The organism is Litorimonas cladophorae (assembly GCF_014652455.1).
GTDB classification, from domain to species: domain Bacteria; phylum Pseudomonadota; class Alphaproteobacteria; order Caulobacterales; family Maricaulaceae; genus Litorimonas; species Litorimonas cladophorae.
The window spans coordinates 100,285-121,123 of record NZ_BMYV01000003.1; the positions used below are offsets into that span (position 1 = coordinate 100,285).

Genomic DNA, 20,839 nt, shown 5'->3' on the forward strand with positions numbered 1-20,839 from the left:
TCTTGTGACATTTCGCACTCAGACATATCCAACTCGAGCCGCCGTTTTTGCGGCAGCGCTTGGCTTGCCCGTGACGCTGCTGCTCGCGCTCTTTTTGCCCGCGCTCTGGTTGATTGGGGCGGCGTGGGTTGCGGGTTTGCTCGGCCTGATGGTGTTGGATATTCTGCTCTCGACATCAATCAAACGCATGGCGCCTGATCTGGAGTCCCCCGGGTCAGGATATGTTGGCCATAATTATGACGTAAGGGTCACGACGCCATTTGGCCCTGGCGTGCCACCGCGTTCGCCAGAACAACGCCTTAGTGTCAACGACCGCCTGACGGTGTCGCCATCAATCGCGCGTGCAGGACAAGGCGAAGGCGGCATGTTAGCCCTCTTTAGCATCCGCACAGAATTGCGTGGCACAGCTGAGCTGGAACGGCTCTGGACACGCTGGCAAGGCCCGTTGGGGTTAGTCTGGCGACAGCGCATCGATCCGCTGAACCGCGAAATCCCCGTAACGTCAGATACGCAAATGGTCCGCGACACTGCCGCAGAAATTTTCACCAAAGATGCCAATATCGGGCAAAAACTCCAGCGCCTGCGCGGCGAAGGAACAGAGTTTGATGGCCTGACTGAATGGGTGGCTGGCATGGATAAGCGGTCAATTGATTGGAAACATTCCGCCCGCCACGGGACCTTATTGTCGCGAGAATTCCGCACTGAACGAAATCATAATATCGTCTTTGCCTTTGATACAGGACATTTGATGGCAGAAGCTGTGGAAGATGTCGAAACTGGCGAAGCCATGACAAAGCTAGACCGCGCGTTGAATGCGGCCTTGCTCATGGCGTTTGTCTCGCTAAAGATTGGCGACAAAGTCGGGCTCTATGCTTTTGATCAAAAACCATATCTGTATGCGCCAGCAATCGGTAACACGCGCAGCTTTGCCCAAATCCGTCGCGTGTCGGCCCGTGTGGAATATTCCACAGCAGAGACGAACTTCACCCTCGGTCTCAGCCAGTTGGCCCAGAACCTTCAACGACGCACCTTGATCGTTGTTTTTACAGATTTCGTCGACAGTACCCAAGCCGAACTTATGGTCGAAAATATGGCCCGCCTGCTCAAACGACATATCGTGATCTTTGTCGCTTTCCGAAATACTGCGCTTGATAGCTTGATAACGCGAGCCGCAGACACCCCCGAAGAAGCCGCTGCAAGTCTGATCGGCGATGGCCTAATGCGCGAACGTGAGATCGTGCTGAAGCGCCTGCAACGCATGGGTGTCAATGTGATTGACGCCAATGCCGACACGCTCAACATGAAAGTCCTCAATACCTATATGATGCTTAAGGCCCGCAATGCGATTTAAGGACCACATCACGGGAGAGACGTCATGAAACGTCGGACCCTCACGCTGAAATCCAAACGCTTTCGCGAGGAGCGTCAAGAGGTTTGGAAAGAGATGGAAACGATGCTGCAACGCATTGAGGCTCGCTCTGTGCGCGGACTGACGGATGAGGAGTTAATTAAATTGCCCCGCCTCTATCGGTCGACGCTTTCATCGCTCTCCGTGGCGCGGGCGACCTCGTTGGATCAAAGTGTCGTCACTTATCTCGAATCCCTCTGTACGCGCGCTTATTACGTCATTTACGGCAGCCAGCAGCGCTTGCGAGATCGTATCTATAATTTCTTCGCCCGTGACTGGCCATTGGCAGTTCAGACGGCATGGAAAGATGTCGCCGCCTCCAGCTTTATCTTCGCCTTAGGCATTTTAATTGGCTTCGTTTTGGTCTCAAATAATCCGGATTGGTTTTACTCCTTCATGAGCGCCGAGATGGCAAGCGGTCGAACGCCCGCCGCTTCGGAAGAATATCTACGTAGTACGATCTATGGCTATGAATCTGAGGACGGGGGACTTGGTGCTTTCGCCGCGTTCCTCTTTTCAAACAATAGTCGGGTGTCGATATTTGCCTTTGCTCTCGGATTTGCTTTCGCTCTCCCGACAGTGGCGCTTTTACTCTATAACGGCTTGTCCATCGGCGCCTTTATCGCTGTGTTTGCAAGCAAGGGACTGGGCTTCGAAATTGGCGGTTGGTTGTCCATTCATGGCACGACGGAATTGTTCGCAATTGCTCTGGCGGGTGCTGGGGGCATGCTCATCGGACGTGCGGTCGCATTTCCGGGGGATATGACACGGGTCGAATCTATGCGATCCAAAGCCGAACAGGCGGCCATCATCTTGGGTGGGGTCGTTGTGATGATGTTCGTCGCGGGCCTACTTGAAGGATTTGGCCGACAATTGATTGATAATGATTGGGTGCGTTACGGCATTGGCGGGTCAATGCTGACGTTCTGGCTGCTCTATTTCTTCCTACCGCGTAAATCGCTTGAAAGCGCAAAAGCATGAGCGCCGCAGGATCACTCTCAGTCGATCAGATTAAGCTAGGTCGGCGTCATTTGGTGACGCCAGAGGGCGTTGATTTACAGATCGAATTGGCAGATGTTGGCTCGCGCATTGGGGCTTTTGCGATTGATCTCATTATCATGATTGTTGTGTTAATCGCGGCTGGGTTCGGCCTGAGCTCGATGAGTATTTATAATGGGGAACTAGCCTTTACGATATTCGTCTTGATCGCATTTCTTCTACGCAGTTTCTATTTCACCCTATTTGAAATGGGTCGGCGCGCGGCGACCCCTGGAAAAATGCTGATGAAAATTCGTGTTGCGGCGCGCGGGAAAGCCCGCCTTTCCGCCGCGAGTGTTTTCGCACGGAATGCCTTGCGAGAGATTGGGTTCTTCCTGCCAATCGGTTTCCTGTTTGGCATTGGGCAAGGCGGAGTCGATGGTTGGATCAGCTTATTGGTGTCAATCTGGGCCGGAATATTTTTGATGTTCCCCCTCTTTAATCGGGATCGGTTACGTGTTGGCGATCTGGTCGCGGGCACTTGGGTGGTTAAATCACCCCGCCCAATTCTTGCCGCTGACTTGATCACCACTGACGCCCCGGAAGTTGAAGCTGCCTTTGCGAAGTTCGCCTTCACACCCGCCCAAATCGACATGTATGGGATCAAAGAACTTCATGTTCTGGAAGATGTCCTGCGCGCCAGAGATAGAGAGGTGATGACCGATGTTGCGACCCGCATTCGGACAAAAATCGGATGGACGTGGGAAGAAGGCGAGAGCGACGCCACCTTCCTGCGCGCCTATTACGCGGCTTTGCGCGGACGTTTGGAATCTAAAATGCTAATGGGTGTGCGTCGGAAAGACAAATTCGACCGTCGTTAATTTGCGGTCAGGCCAGTCTAGCACTCAATCACATTAACGGCCAAACCGCCTTGGCTTGTCTCTTTATATTTTGAGCTCATATCGAGCCCCGTTTGGCGCATGGTTTCGATCACCTGATCCAGGCTCACCTTACCATGACCTGTCCCATGCATGGCCAGGCGCGCCGCATTGGCCGCTTTCACTGCGCCAATTGCGTTGCGTTCGATACAGGGAATTTGAACTAATCCGCCGACAGGGTCACAGGTCAGTCCTAGATTATGCTCCATTCCAATTTCCGCCGCACATGCGGCCTGTCGAGGCGTTGCCCCCCAGACAGCGGCCAAACCCGCAGCGGCCATTGAACAGGCCACACCGACTTCGCCTTGGCATCCCATTTCCGCCCCAGAAATCGACGCCCGCTGTTTATAGAGCAGCCCAACACCGCCCGCCGTCGCGAGGAAAGTTCGAATTTTTTGATATTCAGGTGTACCGTTTTCATCGCAGCAATAATGCCGAATGATGGCGGGAATGATTCCGGCTGCGCCATTTGTCGGGGCTGTCACAACCTGTCCGCCCGCCGCATTTTCTTCGTTCACCGCCATCGCGTAAACATTTAGCCAATCGAACAGCGTTTCTTTTTCATTCGCGCCTGGGGCGGCGATTAACTTCGCCCAAATGTCAGAGGCGCGGCGCGAAACTTTCAATCCTCCGGGCAGAGTGCCCCGCGTTTTTAATCCGCGTTCTATGCCCGCCAACATCACATTTGTGACGCGGTCCAGGCGGTCACAGGTTTTCTCACGCGGACGTCGCGCGTCTTCATTGGCAAATACAACTTCAGCAATGGACAGATTATTCGCGTCGCAAATCGCAAGCAGGTCAGCCGCAGAGCCAAACCGAAAGGGAACTGTTGGGCCGCCTGTCGTGACGCGGTCATTCTTGGCAGGTTTGGACAATTGTCTGTGACTGGCGGTAAATCCGCCACCCGTCGAATAATAAGTGCGCGCGTAGAGCTGCTGCCCCGCCGCATCGAAGGCCTGCATTTCCATTTCATTGGGATGTAATTCAGCGGTCTGTTCATAATCCAAGACAATGTCAGTGTCTGGGTCGAACTGTATGGTTAGACCGTCCCGTGTGAAGCGTTTATTCGCATGTAGCCCGCGCAACGCGGCCTCGGCGGCGTCAAGATCGATGGTTTCGGGTTTGAAACCTAAGAGGCCCAACGCCCCCGCGCGGGGCGTGCCATGACCGACACCGGTAAAGGCGAGTGACCCGCGAAAAATCATGCGAATACGGTGGGTTTTATTGCGGTGACCTTGCGTCTCTAAACGGTTCCAGAATCGCTGCGCAATTCGCATCGGTCCAACAGTATGGGATGAAGATGGCCCGATGCCGATGCGGAAAATATCGAGTACAGAAAGCATAGTGAAATCCAATCCCAACTATCGAAATTCACCCATAGCTCAAATCTGGATAGATCATCTCTCTATTTTCGGAAGCCGAGGATGCCTCGTCAGAAAATTAATCTACGCAGCGCCTATCTGAAGACAGGATCATCCAAGCTGCGAAGTTTCCGCGAGTGGAGTGTTCCCGTCTCGGCTCCATTTTTCATAATCCGCATGGCTTCCAAGCCGATGTTGAGATGCTGTGCAACGCGCGAACGATAAAAAACAGCCGCTGTCCCAGGCAATTTAATCTCGCCGTGCAAAGGGCGGTCCGAGACACAAAGCAGCGTTCCATAGGGCACACGGAAACGATAACCATTGGCGGCAATCGTCGCGCTTTCCATATCAATCGCAATCGCACGAGATTGGTTCAAACGTGGTCGGAGCGCTGCATAGCGCATTTCCCAATTTCGGTCGTCCGTCGTAACGACAGTCCCTGTGCGCACGTGGCGCTTCATTTCTTGGCCTGACAATTCCATCACGTCGCCAATCGCATCCGTTAGCGCAATTTGAACTTCAGCAATCGTCGGCAGCGGAATGTCAGATGGCAGAACATCGTCAAGCACTTGGTCATCTCGAAGATAAGCATGTGCCAGAACGAAATCGCCCAAAATTTGCGACGACCGCAATCCACCACAATGACCCAGCATCAACCAACAATGGCTCCGAAGAACAGCGACGTGATCCGTGATGGTTTTTGCGTTGGACGGACCAACGCCAATGTTGATCAAGGTGATACCCATGCCGTCCTCGGCCATCAGGTGATAGGCTGGCATTTGCGGCAATTTATAATTTGGATCTTCGGCATAGTCAGCGCCATTCGTGATAACGCCCTGACCTGGCGCGCAGAACCCAGTAAACTCGGACCCCTCGCCGACAACTTCGCGCGCATGTTCTACAAATTCATCAACATAGCGTTGGTAGTTCGTAAAGATCACAAATTGCTGGAAACATCCCGGCGCGGTCCCGGTATAATGGCGCAGGCGCTGTAGAGAATAATCCGTCCGCAACGCAGGAAATAGCGCCAGAGGATAAGGCTCATCTGACGCGCGTTCGACCACCCCATCGGCCAAATCATCATTGATATGGGTAAGATCAGGCAAAGGAAAATGCTGACCAATCGCAGCGGAACGCTCGGCCGATAATTCGAAAGCCGATGGATCAATGGCGAAGACAAGCGGAATGGGCGTGTCAGACGGACCGACATAATACTCGACTTCGTTCACGACTTCGATCCGGCTCAACTGATCCAGTAGATAGCCTTCGAAAATGTCGGGCGATGTTATGGTTGTGCCGTACCAACCCGGCCCGCGAATGGAGACAAACCCAGAAAACTTGGTTTCGCCGGCATGACGTTGCCCAATCCGCAACAGAAGATAAGGATAGGTAGGTTTCGGTCCGACGGGACCTTTGCCTGTCGTGGCATAGGTTTCGAAATCTGTATTTAGATCATCAACGGCACTGTGATAAATCCGACCGAGTTCCCGAATTGCCTCGTCCATATCGTTACAAGGGGCAAGGTCGTTAAAAAAGGTGGGGATGTGGCCGAGCAATTTCAAATCAAAACTCCAAAATCGAATTAAATTTTTCAGGCCCTAAATGATATTTCTGGAATTGACCAGAACAATCGACAGGTCCGCGACAAAGCGTGTCTTTAAATCGGGGTCATTCCGGCGAGGCTGGCCACTGCGATCACGACCGACGCAATGGCTGCGCTCATGAAATTGGACAGGTTACCAGCCAGAACGGTGCGCAAGCCGAGCTTTGAAATTTCCGTTTTCCGCTCTGGAACAACCGCGCTCAGGCCCGCAATCAAGATGGCCAAACCACCGAAATTGGCAAATCCACAGAGCGCCAATGTGATCGCGATTTGCCCCTGCACAGAGAAATCATCCTTCACGCCAGTGAAATTAAAATAAGCCAAAAACTCGTTGAGCACGACTTTTTCGCCCAAGAATCGTCCCGCGGCGGCGCTTTCGTCCCATGGCACGCCGATCATCCACGCGACAGGTCGGAACAACACGGAGAAGACGCCTTCCAAGGATAGATCAGGGTAGCCGAACCAGCCGCCAATGCCGCCCATGATGCCATTGATCAGCGCAATCACGGATAAGACAGCGACCAACAAAGCCATGACAGCGAGCATGATTTGCAAGCCTGTCATCGCGCCATTGGTCAGGGCTTCAATGAGAGAACCCGCGCGGTTTTTATCCACGTCCTTGGCGTCCAAACTATCAATATCAAAAGGCGTTTCAGTTTCAGGCACCAAAATACGCCCCATCAACAAACCACCCGGAGCGGCCATAAGCGCCGCCGTGATCAGGAGTTTGGGATCAATGCCGATGGCCGAATAGGCAACTAAGACGGTACCTGCGACAGAAGAAAGGCCAAGGCTCATCATCACAAATAACTGCGACCGTGTGATCTTGGGCAGGTAAGGCAGGACGGTTAGCGGTGCCTCAGCCATGCCGACAAAAATATTGGCGGCCGCACAAGTACTTTCCAAACGGCTCGCGCCTGTGATGCGGCGAACGACGCCGCCAATCCCGCGAATAATCCATCCCATGATGCGCAGATGAAAGAGAATCGCGAAAAGCGCTGCTATGAAAATAATGATGGGCAAGATTTGGAAGAAGAAGATCACATTTGTGCCGCCCTTCTCATCGCCCAGCTCACCGAACATGAAAACGGTGCCCTGTTTGACATATCCCGTCATGGCCTCGACGCCCGCTGACATCGCGCCCAGAACAACGTCACCCACTGGAGTCAATAATGCGAAGATTGCGATCGCGATTTGGAGAGCGAGCGTCCGCGCTGCCAGATCATAACGCACGGATTTTTTCGCGTCAGAGAAGAGCCACGCAACGCCCAGTAAAACAAATATACCGATAATGCCGGTCATAGGGTGTCCTCTCGGGGCGGACTGAAAACGGCCGCTTAATCTCAGGATAACTTGTCACCCACACAGACAATGGACGCAAGGGGGCCAGCCTATGCACAGCTGTGGATGACCCTCTCCATATTGCGCAAATGAGGCCCCCAAATGCAAACAGGGCGCCCCGAGGGGCGCCCTGTCGTAAGTTTTGTTCCTGAAGCGTTAGCTTTAGAAATCGTATTTAGCACCAAAACGAAGTTCCCAAGTCGAAACACCGACGTTGACAGATCCTTCGCCAGCGTTCGAGTTAAAGTTTGAGTACACATATTGACCCGCATCATTGATAGCAACGTTTGTCAGTGGCGCACTTCCTGGGAAACCGTTCTGCTTGAGAACACCCCAGTCGCTGTCGATGAAGTTACCAACATTTTTCATGACTGCGAAGACAGACGCACGGTCGCCATCGCGCAAACCCGGAAGCTGCTGGCTAATACGAAGGTCAATTTTCGCAAACCAATCGTCGTTAAACGCGTTACGTGGAGCAATTTGCCCAGCATACTCGTCAAGTCCAGTTTCGTTAAGGTAGTTGAAGAAAGCACCTGTATCGATACCGTCAAAGATTACATTTGGATCGTTTACGCCTGTTGGGACGTAGAACAATTGATTGTCCGTACGGAAAGATTCACCGAATGCGCTGGCATCATTATAAGTGAAGGAGAACGGACGTCCTTCGTTCAAGCTAGCAAACATCGACAAGCGTGTTTTATAGTCTTGAACTAGTTCAACTTCATAGCCTGCACGGAATGTGAAGCGATGCTTGATCTCATAGTTACTTGTCGCGACGCCCGGATCCTGCGGGTTGGAGCGCGAAATGTTGTTGTAGTTAGAGAACGCAACCGATGAGGTCATTGGGTTTACATCTTCAGCATCTGTGTAGGCGTAAGCCAATGTCCAATCGACACCATTGTCATATTCCTGCGCGATCGAGCCGGACAATGTAAAGGATGACGCTTTGTCTTTGGCATTGGTCAAAACAAAATTGTTGAAGAATGGATTGTTGTTGAAGATCGGGCGACCATCAAAGGTTTGTCCAGTCTGTTGCAAATCTAGGTTTGTATAAAGAGCGGCAGATTGTGTGAAAGATCCCAGAGCATCAAGGTTCACGTTATATCCGTTACCCAAGAACCCTGTGTTCAACTCAAATGTTGTACCCAAAGAAAGTTTCAATTCAGACGGAATGTCGAATTCTGGGTCGAGTGCATTGACAGGACCACGACCATTAGCTGCGGCGACGGCAGCCACTGCTGAATCTGGAACATCAAAGAACGGAGTACCCGAACCACCACCATAAGTGAAGTCGCCTAAGTTTCCGCCACGTGTGCGGGATTCAAACAAGGTCACGCCATTGTTTGAATAGTTATTAGATAACCAAACGTTCGGGTTACCGCCTGAGTAGAGACCCAAACCACCGCGGAAAGACATTGTATCCGTGTGATTATAATTAAATGCAAAACGTGGCTGCAGCAGAGATTTGCCGTCCAAGTTTGCATCATTTCGAATACCAAAATCATTAAAGAAGCTTTGGTTGAATGTCGGCTTATCATCAGATGTGTAAGCATCGAGACGCAAGCCAGCCGTCAAAGTCAATTGATCCGTAACGAACCATTCGTCTTGAACATAGGCTGTCCAGATTTGATATCCAAATTTCGCAGCACCATCATCAATGTTGTTTGACCCAGCAGCGTTCTCGTAACGGAAGTCAGAGAAATCGCCATTGCGGAAATCTTCGATGGAATCGAAAACCCATTCGCCTTCAGCTTCCTGGATGAAAAGGTTGAAGACTTCGAAGTCTTCAAGTTCTGCGCCAATTGTGAGGTTATGTTGGCCAGCAGCATAGTCAGCTTTCGCTTTATATGATGTGAGCTCATAGTTCAGTTGGTTGGCGTGACGGGAGTCATCGGCACCAAGATAGACAGTCGTCCTGCGAGGGCCTTGGTTACGGATCTGAACTTCACCGAACTCAAGACCACCGAGCGGAAGCTGACGGTTTTGAAGATCAAGATGTGAAACGCGCAATTCAGTTGAGAGCTTGTCGTTCCAATCGGAATAAAGCGCGCCGCTGATTGCGTTAAGCTCTGCGCCACGTTCGTAGAAATGGTTTCCGTCGGACAGGCGGTTTGTGCCTGTGTCGGAGCCTGAGATGCTGAAACCATCATTGTAGTTATATGTCGCCGCAAGACGGTGACGATCATTGATGTTCCAATCAAGCTTTACGAGAAGCTTTTCGTCTTCGTTGTCGACTGTGGACGGCAAACCACCGGAAACATAGCCATATTGGCCTTCGGCAATTCCGATGATTTCGTCAAACTGAGCTTGCGTGATGCCAGTGCCTTCTGGTGTGTTCGCACCAAAAAGGTCTGCGCCTTCGAGCTTTTCATAGGCCGCGAATAGGAAAAGCTTGTCTTTTACGAGCGGCAGACCAACATTGATGCCATAGCGGATTTCTTCGAAACCGCTATTGTCAAGTGTTTGGCCATCGGCCTTATCGCCTTTAAAATCTTCAGACGTGTAATCGATAAACGCGCTGCCGAATATCTCATTGGCACCAGATTTTGTCACAGCATTGATGTTACATGCTGTAAATCCGCCGTATTCAACATCGTATGGTGCGAGCTCAACAGCAACCTGTTGGATTGCGTCGAATGAGAATGGAAGACGCTCTGTTGGGAAACCGTTGGAGTTCAAACCGAAGTTATCGTTCAAGCGGATACCGTCGACGGTCAGCGAGTTAAAGCGTGGGTTGGCACCAGCACATTGAACTGCATTGCTGTTCGTCTCATCTACATAAACACGTGGGTCGAGGCGAATGATGTCTTTGATGTCGCGGTTAATTGCAGGCGCATTTTCCAAGGTGTCGAGACCGAAGATCGAAGACGGGCCAGGTGCGACTTCGCCAAGAACCTGACGCTGCGCAACAACAACAATGACGTCGTCAATATCGCCGCCGCCAAGAACAAAGTTCAGCGAAGATCTTGAGCCAACGCTCAGAGCCAAACCTTCAACGCGTTCTCCTTGAAAGTTATCGGCGCTAACGCTGACATCATACAGACCAGCTGTATTCAAGTTGCGAAGTTGGAACGCACCGCTGGAGTCTGTTGTGACAGTACGCACAAAGCCAGTTGTCGTGTTTGTGATTGTGACTTGTGCGCCAGCGATTGGGCTTGCGTTATCATTTGTAACATAACCACCGATTTCAGAGGTGATGACCTGAGCGTGAGCGACGCTGGAAGCGGACGCGATGGTGAGGGCCATAACGGAGGCCGACATAACGGCGCGGTAGCCGAAGGATGCGATAATTTTATTCATTTGAAAAAATCCACAGAAGGTGAGGTTTCGGGCGAGATTGGCGGCCCCCTATTCTTCCTTTATGACAGTTTCATGACAGATAAACGTGACTCACCGTCACAAATACAGTGTCCCAAAAAGGCAAATATGACGGTTTGTCCACCTAAACCCTTATAAACGTGGAGATTCTGTCATCTTTACGTGTGACACTCTTGTGAAATTCATCTGTGCATGAATTCTATTCCGTGTGTTTTTTTGGACTCTGTTGCTCTAAAAGCACACAAATGTTGCAGCTGTCCCCTTTACCCGATTCGCCTCGCATCCTCGCGATTGCCGGCGGGAGTTGTTCTGGAAAGTCCACTCTCGCCGCCTATCTGCGCGATTATGTGGGGGCAGATAACTGCCGTCTCGTCCGTCAAGACGACTATTACCATGACATTCGCGAACGCGGTGGATCGCCGATGGTCAACTTTGATGTGCCAGAAGCGCTAGATTTTGAGCTTCTGCGTGAGAATTTATTGGCATTCAAACGCGGTGAGTCTGTGGCCCTGCCCAATTATGACTTCACGACGCATCAGCGCCGCACTCCGACAGAGCCCCGCAACCCCAGACCCCTCATTATTGTGGAGGGTATTCTTTTGCTGGGACAGCCTGCCCTGCGCGATGTCTTTGATCACAGTGCCTTTATGCGCTGCGCGCCTGAATTGCGGCTGTCGCGGCGCTTGGAACGCGATACGACGGAACGCGGACGCTCGCGGGACGATGTCCTGCGCCAGTTCCATGGTCAGGTCGAACCCGCCCATCAAGCCCATGTCAGTCCGTCACAAATCTATGCGGACCTCGTGATTAATCAGACGGAATATATCACCGATATGACGCGAGTCGTGGAATCTCTCGTGGCAATGGTGAATTCTGGCAGCTAAGGCGAAACTCGACTTTATCTGAGACCTTCGCAAAAGAGCCCCAATGGAACATCGCGCCTTTGGCATTATCGGCATTATCCTGATCCTTTTGATTGCGTGGTTAGCGTCGGAAAATCGGAAGGCCATTCGTCTGCGGACGGTCGGCGTCTGTTTTGCTCTACAAGTCGCGATCGCTGTCTTCGTTCTTTATATACCCGCTGGCAAAGGCGTTCTTGAATTCATGGCCAATAAGGTCTCGACCCTGTTGTCCTATGCGGACTCTGGCATTGGATTTGTCTTCGGAAATCTTTCTAGCTTGGATGGGTTCTCCTTCTTGGTGCGGGTCTTGCCCGTTGTGATCTTCTTCGCGGCGCTGATGGAAGTGCTTTATCATCTGCGCATCATGCAGGTGATCGTCAAAGCGGGCGGCTCGGCTATTCGCTGGCTCACGGACACGCGCCCTGTTGAGAGCCTAAACGTGATTGCCAATATCTTCGTTGGCCAAACCGAAGCGCCGCTATCGTTGAAACCTTATCTTTCGGGCATCGGCAAACCCGAGCTATTCACGATCATGGTCTCTGGCCTCGCCTCCGTCTCCGGCACCGTACTGGGCGGATATATTGCGTTGGGAATTGAGCCTAAATATTTGCTCGCCGCGAGTTTCATGTCTGCGCCGGCGGGTCTACTCATGGCGAAAATGATTATGCCGGACAATCGCGGAGAAACTGCGGCAGAGAAAACGAAGGAAGCCAAAGCCATTTACGCACTCGCCGATGAAGGCCCGCGACATGCGAATGTCATTATGGCTGCGGCGGAAGGTGCGCAGAATGGCGTGCGACTTGCCGTGGCGATTGGCGCGATGTTGATCGCCTTTATCTCGCTGATTGCTTTGCTCAACGGTTTGTTGGGCTGGGCTGGCGGATGGTTCGGGCATGGCGACCTATCGATGCAAACCATCTTGGGCTGGATCTTCTCACCTGTCATGTGGTCGATCGGTGTCCCCTGGGCGGAAACCCAAGCCGCAGGCGGTATCTTTGGCGAAAAGCTAATCATCAATGAGTTCATCGCCTTTGGCTCTCTTATTGAAGCCGAAAGCGGGCTAAGCCCGAAAACAGTCGTCATTCTCTCATTTGCGCTCTGCGGCTTTGCTAACATCAGCTCGATTGCGATCCTGCTCGGCGGCCTTGGTACGCTCGTCCCAGACCGCATGCCCGACATCGCACGCATGGGCGTCAAAGCTGTTTTCGCCGCTAGCCTCGCCAACTTGATGAGCGCGGCACTGGCTGGGATATTAGTGACGCTTTAGGCGAACCTACGCCCCACGAAAAAGATGTCTGCGCGCCAGGTCAGAGCCATGATAGGTCGGGGCAAACCTCAGATCCGATGAAGAGCGAACTCTCATGCCAGCCCATTATGCCATCTCTGAAGCCTTCATCACCCTCGCCGCACTTTACTGCGGATGGAAGCTTTTCACCTCTGGTTATAAATTCGCAGCGATCGGCACGCTGCTATTCGGGGCCGCCGCAGCGATTGGCATTTATCGTTTTCCTAGCGGCAAGGTCGAAGAGCTCGCGCACATCCATGCGATTGCAGGACAACTCGGAGGGCTGGCCGGCATTGGACTTATTGCCAGCGAATTCCTGCGGTTGGCCCTCCCACAGACGCAGCGCAAATTGGCAACCCCCATTGCGCTCGGACTGCTACTGACCTGCCTTATCATTGCGGGGGTTAGCCCCGCGCATGGCGTACCGTTCTTTCTTGCGTGGTCTGTGATCGCAATGGGCGCGGCCTTCGCGTTACCCTCGCTCACTATTTCACGCCGGATTATTTACGCGCTCATAGCAGGCGGTATGTTGCTCAACGTGATCCTGTTTAGACAATCACCGCATCTGTCAGCGGCGGTGAGTTGGCATGTGTTCCACACCCTTGTTGCCATCTGGCTTGTCGCGATTTTCTTCTTGTTCAAAAAACAGACCGCACGCCGCCCGACATAAGTGCATGGCGGTCTCATTCGCTCGCCATCTTCCTTATCAGCGCAGTCCAGCGTAAGAAGGAAATTCTGGAGCGTCTCATTATGCCAAAAGCAATGCCCAAATCCGATACACCCTTTATGTCTGACAGTGATGTCGTCGATCGCGTGTTGGAGCATGTTGCGGCGGGCACCACGGATCGCGGAACGCAGACTTGGCACGAGCCTGTTCAAAATTATCAATCTGAAACCCGTCTTGCGCAGGAACTTGCGCTTTTCAAATCTCTACCGACCGCCTTCTGCCCCTCTATCGCATTGGCGAAAGCAGGCGATTACATTGCGCGCACGGCGGCTGGGACGCCCTTAATCATTGTACGTGGTTATGATGGTAAAGTGCGGGCTTTCAAAAACGCCTGCCGACATCGCGGTGCAGAATTGGCCGCAGGTAAAGGCTGTGCCGGAGCTTTTGTCTGCCCCTATCATGGTTGGTCCTATGGCTTGGACGGTGCCTTATTGGGTATTCCCCATGAAGACGGTTTCCCCGACATCGATAAGCTCGCCAATGGATTAGTGGAAGTCGCCGCAATTGAAACCAAGGGCCTCGTCTTTGTCTGCCAGAGTGAAAGCGGTTTAGACCTTCAGGACAGTTTCGATGAGGCCAATCGCGATGAAGACAGTCTCGATTTTTTAAACGGCATTCCCAACGTTTTGGCCCCCGACCAAATTATTTTCGACGAGAATGAAATCATCGTTGAAGCCAATTGGAAACTACACCTTGAGAGCTTCTTAGAGGGGTATCATATTAAGGCGACGCACAAGGAAACCTTTTTTCCTTTTGGCTATGACAATCTCAATGTGATCGAATTTAACGGCCCCCACGCCCGCGTCACATTCCCGTTTCAGCGTATCACACAATTGGCAGATGTTGCCCCCGAAGACCGTGAGGTGTCAGACAAGCTAACCTATTTAAACCATATGTTTCCCAATGTAATTTTGGCCGAATTATCGCATCACCGCACATTGGGAATCCTTGAACCGCTCGGGACAAAGCGCACGCGTATTACGACCTTTCACATGACAAAATCAGAAGCGGTGGCAGATAGGGATGCCGCGATTGCGACGGCCGCTCGTGATTTGGATTTCGTCAATGGAACGGGCCAAGCCGAAGATATTGCGATGGTCAATGGTATCCAACGTGGCCTCAACTCTGGCGCCAATGACGCCTTCACCTTCGGACAATTCGAACCTGCAATCGTGCATTTTCATCAGCAGTTGGCGGAGCGGCTTCAAACGCGAGAGGACATCCAAGAATGAAGGTCAAACGCGTTTTTATTGGACTCTTTTGGATTTTTTTGATTTTTTTATTCGCCTTATTTGCGGTGCCTGTAGTCGTGGGCAATAACTCTAAAGAGTTCAAAATCCTTATAGGAAGCGTCATTTTAATTTCTGGCCTATACGGAGGCGTCCAACAAATATTTTGGAATCGAAAATGATGAAATAGGTGACGTCAATTTTACCCCACCCTCGGATACTACAAATTTACAAAACATCACTGATTATCATAAGTGAGTCATATGACTTGGGAATATCGACTAATTAAGGTGAATGGGGCTTTTGGAGTCTATGAAGTCTACTACGAGGACGGGAAGGTTGTGTCTTATTCTCAACGGCCTGCTTCACCCCGTGGGGAAGATATCGAAGCTATAAAGGAAGATTTCAAACGTTATTCTGCGGCACTTGATAAACCGGCAATTGAAGTTGACTGACTACAAAAGCAGCGCGCCATATTGGGCAAAAGCCCCAGACAACAATGATCCCCGCCTATTAAAAATTTTAATGTATAGCTTTCAGTGACTTAAACCTAATTTCAAGAGAATGATCCCCGCCCTCAAAACCTATGATATGTTGTTTAGGTTCTTTCGGACACGGGACAGGTAGGAGCTCACCTGGTGTAATTTGCTGAAAGCAAAATACACACTATGCATTTTGTCTTCGACAAATTGCATTGACTGGTCCGAGAGACGGTGGGTCTGAGCGTTGGGTGGTGAGACATCCGAAGGTGCCGGGACTTTAGGAGTGAGAGCCGATGCCTGGGGCCACAGCTGCCTCAACTGGTAGGACAAACGGGCCGCTTCTTCAAAAACCATTGCCGCAAGGTTTGCATTATTCGTCTGACAATCGGGTGATGTGGCAATCGCGTAAAACAAAAACTATAAATTTGGTATTCCATCGCGGATGCCAACCTTGCGGACGGTCCCGCTTATAATTTTGGCTTCGGCAGTTCCCCCTGAAATAAGGAGATGGGCTGCGAGCATTGGCGCTTGTCTTGAACGTTATTAAAAAAAGATGGAACCGTTTCGCGAATCTATTTTTTCAGCAAACCAATCTCAAGGAGGCGTTCCGTCAGATAATCTTCTGCGGTGATGGGGGCCTCAACCTTGCCTGTTTTCGCGACGCAATTTGGCAGCGGGTCAATTAAATAATCTTGATTGGGATGCAGGAAGAACGGGAAGGAATAGCGAGGGAATTTTGCGCGTTCAGCAGACGGATTCAAGACGCGGTGAGTTGTCGACGGGATCGTCCAAGCCGTCAGGCGTTGCAACATGTCACCCGCATTGACGACCAAAGCCCCCTTGGGAGCATTGACATCCAGCCACGTTCCATTGCGATGTTTCGCCTGCAAGCCCGCTTCTTCTGCGCCGAGCAAAAGCGTTATCAGGTTAATATCTTCATGGGCGGCCGCGCGAACAGACCCTTCTGGTGGTGGGTTGATGTGTGCGGGGTAATGCAACATGCGTAGAATGGAATTGCCATTATTGACCTTGTCATCGAAATAGCTCTCCTCCAGCCCCAAATGGAGTGCGACCGCGCGCAGAAGGTCAGCACCGAAACTATCCAAAGCCTCATAAAGGTCCCGCGTTGATGTGTTAAATTCGGGCAGTTCCTCAACCACCGGCGTGTCCTTCATCTTCGCGCGATATGGGCTATCGGCGGGAAGATCACGGCCTGTGTGCCAAAATTCTTTGAAATCAGAGATCGCGCGGCCCTTGGCATTTTCCGAACCAATGGGAGAGTAGCCCCGCTGATGTCCATTATCGGGATCCGCATATTTCCGCTTTGTCTCTGGCGATTGCGCGAAGAACGTCTTGGCGTCCTCTGCAGCTTTATCAATAATATCTTGCGGGATAGTGTGATCAGAGACGACCGCGAATCCAGTCTCTGCGAAACTTTCGCCAAAGGCTTTCGCAAAAGCGGCTTTGTCAGTTTTCCAAAGGTTATAGCTGACGGGTTTTATCTCGATTGTTGTCATATCCATTTTATCGCGCGAGTCTGAGGGGGTTGGCAATGGCCTTCGGCAGAAAGCGCTGCATTATCCAAGATGGGCGAACGTGGTGCGTTCAGATCGCGACGCTAATGGCGACATCCACGCTGTCACCGATTTCAAGATCCTCGGCTTTGCGAATGGCTTTCTTGATCGGCAGGAAATATGCGCCGCTTTCCTTGTCTGGGAAAAGGGAGGTGTTCCATTCGGTGTCCCCAATGCGGAACTTCACACGGACCGAGCGAAAACCGCGCGCCGAATGCCGCGTAAAATGTTTGATATCTGCGCTCATTTCGACGGGCAATGTCACAAAGACCCAACTGCCTTTCCACTCCCAAAGCGCGGCGGTAAATTCGAAGTCCAAATCGATCATGACGCCTCCTGCATTGGACCCCTGTTTCTCACAGTCGAGGATAAAAGACCAATAGCTGTTGAAACCAAGAAGCGGGCTTGCGACAGCTCGTGACACCCTTAACATTAAGACCATGTCAGTGACCCAATTCAAGAATATAAAACCCCTCCCCCCGCGCCTGCCTGCGACGCAATTTTGGGGCCTTTGCTTCATTGTCTGGATGTTGCTGCAGGTGCCTATGGTTCGCATTCCGATCATGTTCACCTCAACCTGGGCCCATGAATTAGGGCATGGGTTAGGAGCGGTCTTCACAGGGGGGCGCTTTATTGAATTGACCGTCTTTCCCAATTTTTCGGGCGTCGCCCAAACCGCGACCGTCAATGACTTTCAGCGCGCTATGGTTATTATCGTTGGGCTGCTGGGCCCAAGCCTTCTCGGCGTATTGATGATTATTCTAACGCGGGCGTTAAATTGGTATCGCATTGCCATTATTGTGTTGGCGGCTTTGCTGGCGATGTCGCAGATTTGGGCCGCCGATAGTTTCACACAGCTAACATTGGCAAGCGGAACCTTGGCTCTGGGTTTGGTCGCGTGGAAGGTACCAAACCAGGCCGTGCTCTATATCGCACATATTATCGCGATCGGGCTCTGTTTGAATGCGCTGACGGGATTTGGTTATTTCTTCATCGGGAACGCCGAAGTGGCGGGATCACTCTATAGGTCAGACTCAGGCGTGTTGTCCGACATCATTGGGGGGCCGCATTGGTTTTGGGGCGGGTTGATTGCCGCACTGTCGATACTTATTTTGTTTGCGGGCGTCGTACTGTCAGACAAATGGGCGCGTCGTAAAGACATCATCCACCCGCCATAGTGGCATGTAGATTGCATCGAGAGGATTAAATTCTTCTTGGGGGCATCCGACAATGAAACATCTAAAAACTACAATGGCAGCTTGTGTCTTAATGGGGCTGAGTGGGCCAGCATTTGCTGCTGAAGTAGACCTAGAAGCTATTTGTGCACTGGACAATATACCCGAGGATCAGCGCGATGCTGTTAAAGAGATTTGCGACAGCGTGCGTCTCGAACTCGTCAAAGCGCAAATCGAAGACTTGCGGAATGCAGCAAAGCTAGAGGGTTTAGATACCGATGCTCCGAATGAGGGCACGACCACCCTCAATGGTGTCGCGACAGGATACGCGTCTGTTTTGGCTGTTCAGGCGGCGGCACGCGCAGGCGGCGAAATGGGTGGCGAAATCTGCCGACAAGCACGAGGACGAACTATTTATTTCGGTATGCCACAGCAATATAGGCAATCGGCAAATCTAAAAAAACATTATCTGAGGCGTATCAAATCCCTACAAAGTCAGCATATTACTGCAGCAACCGCAATAACCCAGGCCACGCAGTCCGTTTCTACCCTTGAAGTGGAGGTTAACAATGCGATTGTAGCAGCACAAGCGCAGCCCGAGGAAAATGGCGGAACAGATGAAATAAAGAACTTTTTAGCTCCCGGTGTTGTAACAGCCGTGGGACAAATCATCGGCACGACGAATGTATTAAACGCTCTAACAAAACTCGTGCGGAGTAACGTAACAATTACGGGTATTAGTCCTGACATCCCTGACGAAGCCGTTGCATATGCAATCAAAAGCGGAATCACGGCTGCGGCTAGAACGCAAGGCGGATGCCGCATTGCATCACCAGAGAGCAATCTAGATGCCAACGACCCGCTCGAAGGCGAATTGAACAGCTTGTACATAAAACTAAGTGATTTGCAGGGGACGTTAGATACCCTAGTCGGCCAAATGACGACATCAGTTGCCAGAATTAGATTGGTAGATACAAATGCCGCTGATGACCTGAAAGAAACGCTTACAGACCTTGAAACTAAAGCTAGGACAATTGTAAATAATGCGAGCACGGAGTCGGAAAAAATCTGGACTGAACTCGCGACGGCCAGCGGGTCAGGTGCCACGCCTAAGACAACATTATTGGATCGTATAATCAGTGCAGATGTCGCAGTCAGAGACAGGAATGCGGTCTTCCTCGATGCGCGTCAGGTTAAAAGTGCAGCGGCGCAGGTCCATAGCAAAGGCCTCTTCCGCACCGACCGCTTACATTTCAGCGGTAGCGTCGTCGTCGGCTATGAGCTCGTTGACAGAACGGGACACACTCTGGGCAGTGGGATGTTTGATGCGAGTCGCGCAGAACAGATCCGCGACAGAACAGGCTTTAATTCTCGCAATGGCAGGATAACCAGCTTTGACTATGCACCTACTGTACAGCCTACGTATCGTCCCGCACCTCGCCCAGCTTACGCGCCACAGCATGTCCCAAGTTACGCGCCACGATATGCACCATCTGGAACGGTGACATATCGTCCAACGTATGTTCAATCTATACCGCCACAGACCATTTATACCTATGAATCAGGGCGATAACGCTACTTAGGCGATCCAAATAATTTGCGCCAAAATCCACGAGCTTTTTCGCTGCCCTCTTCGACGGTTTCGCCGACTTCGCGTGCAGCATCGCTGATTGTATCGCCGACTTTATCCAGCGTCGGATCAATCCGTTTGGCTTTCCAACGGCGAATGGCGCGCCAACTCATGAACCAGAGGACCAATAAAAGCCCGATGAAGAAAATATTAAAATAGGGAAAGATGAAAACATCGGGTCCCGAAACTCGCTTCATAGATGTCGCGTTGGGAAAAATCGAAAACATCCGAATGCGCCACCCATAGTGCCGCACCGCGACCCATTGATCATCATCTTTGGCTAAAGCCTGCGCTTGGGCTGTGACATCACTACTGTTGAATTTGAAATAGGGTGGAAAGCCCCAACCTGTATCTTCGTTCCTATAGACACGCGTTCGTCCCTTTGGAGTCTCCGTATTGATAAAGCGAACGTCGCGGGTCGCGCCTTCATTTGTACCGATATCGGCGCGGTCCCAAAAAGGGTCATCCTTATCTATATCCACGCGTTTCATATCCACGCCGACAATGCGAACCACGTCATTTTGAGGCAAAAAATAGTTCAGGAAAACAGCGCCAAAAACGAAAAGAAGAATGGCAGGTAAGTGTTTGGCGAATTTCATGGTCGTCCCCTTAAGTGTATTGGGCCAGATAAATCAGAAACCCCATGATCAGGCCGGGGATCACATAAACCCCGAGTATCAACTTGGGTTTATATGACCGATTATAGCGTTTCATGCCACGGGCGACAAAGACGTCCTCTTCTTCCGTGATCTGTTTGATTTTAGATTGCGATTTATACTCAGCCTTCAAACTCGCTTGCTGACGAATACGCGCCGTAAAGCTCAAAATAGCATAAGCGATACTGAGCAATATGAAAACGATGATGAAATTGCGAATGATTGGAAACAT

General features: G+C 51.4%; 17 protein-coding genes. 9 read left to right on the forward strand and 8 right to left on the reverse strand.

The genetic code is table 11. The features are described from left to right. The first annotated feature begins 4 nt into the window (after positions 1 to 4). The 3 genes from IE073_RS12370 to IE073_RS12380 are packed head-to-tail and all read left to right on the forward strand — an operon-like array spanning position 5 to position 3,267. Entirely contained in the window at positions 5 to 1,351 is a 1,347-nt protein-coding gene (locus IE073_RS12370; RefSeq protein WP_189586586.1) for a DUF58 domain-containing protein, read from the forward strand. A 24-nt stretch (positions 1,352 to 1,375) separates the two neighbouring features. Then, the gene (locus tag IE073_RS12375; protein WP_189586589.1) at positions 1,376 to 2,389 is read left to right on the forward strand and encodes a stage II sporulation protein M; all 1,014 of its coding nucleotides are present in this window, start codon (positions 1,376 to 1,378) and stop codon (positions 2,387 to 2,389) included. After that, the gene (locus tag IE073_RS12380; protein WP_189586593.1) at positions 2,386 to 3,267 is read left to right on the forward strand and encodes an RDD family protein; all 882 of its coding nucleotides are present in this window, start codon (positions 2,386 to 2,388) and stop codon (positions 3,265 to 3,267) included. The genes IE073_RS12375 and IE073_RS12380 overlap by 4 nt, the downstream gene beginning before the upstream one ends. Positions 3,268 to 3,284: 17 nt before the next feature. On the opposite strand, the gene IE073_RS12385 is transcribed toward IE073_RS12380, so the two are convergent. The 4 genes from IE073_RS12385 to IE073_RS12400 form a co-directional block, all read right to left on the reverse strand. Beyond that, the gene (locus IE073_RS12385; protein WP_189586596.1) at positions 3,285 to 4,667 is read right to left on the reverse strand and encodes an L-serine ammonia-lyase; all 1,383 of its coding nucleotides are present in this window, start codon (positions 4,665 to 4,667) and stop codon (positions 3,285 to 3,287) included. Between the two features lie 113 nt (positions 4,668 to 4,780). Then, on the reverse strand, positions 4,781 to 6,190 hold the full coding sequence (locus IE073_RS12390; RefSeq protein WP_189587110.1) for an AMP nucleosidase: 1,410 nt from the start codon (positions 6,188 to 6,190) through the stop codon (positions 4,781 to 4,783). 152 nt (positions 6,191 to 6,342) lie between these two features. Further along, a complete protein-coding gene (locus IE073_RS12395) occupies positions 6,343 to 7,590 on the reverse strand; it encodes a NupC/NupG family nucleoside CNT transporter (RefSeq protein ID WP_189586600.1) in 1,248 nt (415 codons plus the stop codon). 201 nt (positions 7,591 to 7,791) lie between these two features. Next, the gene (locus IE073_RS12400) at positions 7,792 to 10,929 is read right to left on the reverse strand and encodes a TonB-dependent receptor (protein ID WP_189586603.1); all 3,138 of its coding nucleotides are present in this window, start codon (positions 10,927 to 10,929) and stop codon (positions 7,792 to 7,794) included. A gap of 263 nt (positions 10,930 to 11,192) precedes the next feature. Here IE073_RS12400 and IE073_RS12405 point away from each other — a divergent pair, with 263 nt between their 5' ends. The 4 genes from IE073_RS12405 to IE073_RS12420 all read left to right on the forward strand — a co-directional run bounded on the left by IE073_RS12405 (position 11,193) and on the right by IE073_RS12420 (position 15,093). Continuing rightward, positions 11,193 to 11,831, forward strand: a complete 639-nt coding sequence (locus IE073_RS12405) for a uridine kinase family protein (RefSeq protein ID WP_189586606.1) — start codon at positions 11,193 to 11,195, stop codon at positions 11,829 to 11,831. A 43-nt stretch (positions 11,832 to 11,874) separates the two neighbouring features. After that, the gene (locus tag IE073_RS12410; protein WP_189586609.1) at positions 11,875 to 13,116 is read left to right on the forward strand and encodes a NupC/NupG family nucleoside CNT transporter; all 1,242 of its coding nucleotides are present in this window, start codon (positions 11,875 to 11,877) and stop codon (positions 13,114 to 13,116) included. A 94-nt stretch (positions 13,117 to 13,210) separates the two neighbouring features. Then, positions 13,211 to 13,804 carry a hypothetical protein gene (locus IE073_RS12415; RefSeq protein WP_189586612.1) on the forward strand — a complete coding sequence of 198 codons (594 nt, stop codon included), beginning with the start codon at positions 13,211 to 13,213 and terminating at the stop codon, positions 13,802 to 13,804. Positions 13,805 to 13,884: 80 nt separating this feature from the next. Further along, entirely contained in the window at positions 13,885 to 15,093 is a 1,209-nt protein-coding gene (locus IE073_RS12420) for an aromatic ring-hydroxylating oxygenase subunit alpha (RefSeq protein ID WP_189586615.1), read from the forward strand. 1,051 nt (positions 15,094 to 16,144) lie between these two features. On the opposite strand, the gene IE073_RS12425 is transcribed toward IE073_RS12420, so the two are convergent. Both IE073_RS12425 and IE073_RS12430 read right to left on the reverse strand, forming a co-directional pair. Further along, positions 16,145 to 17,095: an isopenicillin N synthase family dioxygenase gene (locus tag IE073_RS12425; protein WP_233350072.1), complete on the reverse strand. Its 951-nt coding sequence runs from the start codon at positions 17,093 to 17,095 to the stop codon at positions 16,145 to 16,147. An 82-nt stretch (positions 17,096 to 17,177) separates the two neighbouring features. Continuing rightward, positions 17,178 to 17,474 (reverse strand): DUF1905 domain-containing protein, encoded by a 297-nt coding sequence (locus IE073_RS12430; RefSeq protein WP_189586618.1) that lies wholly within the window; start codon positions 17,472 to 17,474, stop codon positions 17,178 to 17,180. A 112-nt stretch (positions 17,475 to 17,586) separates the two neighbouring features. On the opposite strand from IE073_RS12430, the gene IE073_RS12435 reads away from it, so the two are divergent. Then, positions 17,587 to 18,324, forward strand: a complete 738-nt coding sequence (locus IE073_RS12435) for a M50 family metallopeptidase (RefSeq protein ID WP_233350073.1) — start codon at positions 17,587 to 17,589, stop codon at positions 18,322 to 18,324. Between the two features lie 52 nt (positions 18,325 to 18,376). After that, positions 18,377 to 19,894 (forward strand): hypothetical protein, encoded by a 1,518-nt coding sequence (locus IE073_RS12440; RefSeq protein WP_189586624.1) that lies wholly within the window; start codon positions 18,377 to 18,379, stop codon positions 19,892 to 19,894. 2 nt (positions 19,895 to 19,896) lie between these two features. On the opposite strand, the gene IE073_RS12445 is transcribed toward IE073_RS12440, so the two are convergent. Together IE073_RS12445 and IE073_RS12450 are read right to left on the reverse strand one after the other, a co-directional pair. Beyond that, a complete protein-coding gene (locus IE073_RS12445; RefSeq protein WP_189586627.1) occupies positions 19,897 to 20,550 on the reverse strand; it encodes a DUF1523 family protein in 654 nt (217 codons plus the stop codon). Positions 20,551 to 20,560: 10 nt separating this feature from the next. Then, complete coding sequence (locus IE073_RS12450) at positions 20,561 to 20,839, reverse strand: hypothetical protein (protein WP_189586630.1); 279 nt, start codon at positions 20,837 to 20,839, stop codon at positions 20,561 to 20,563.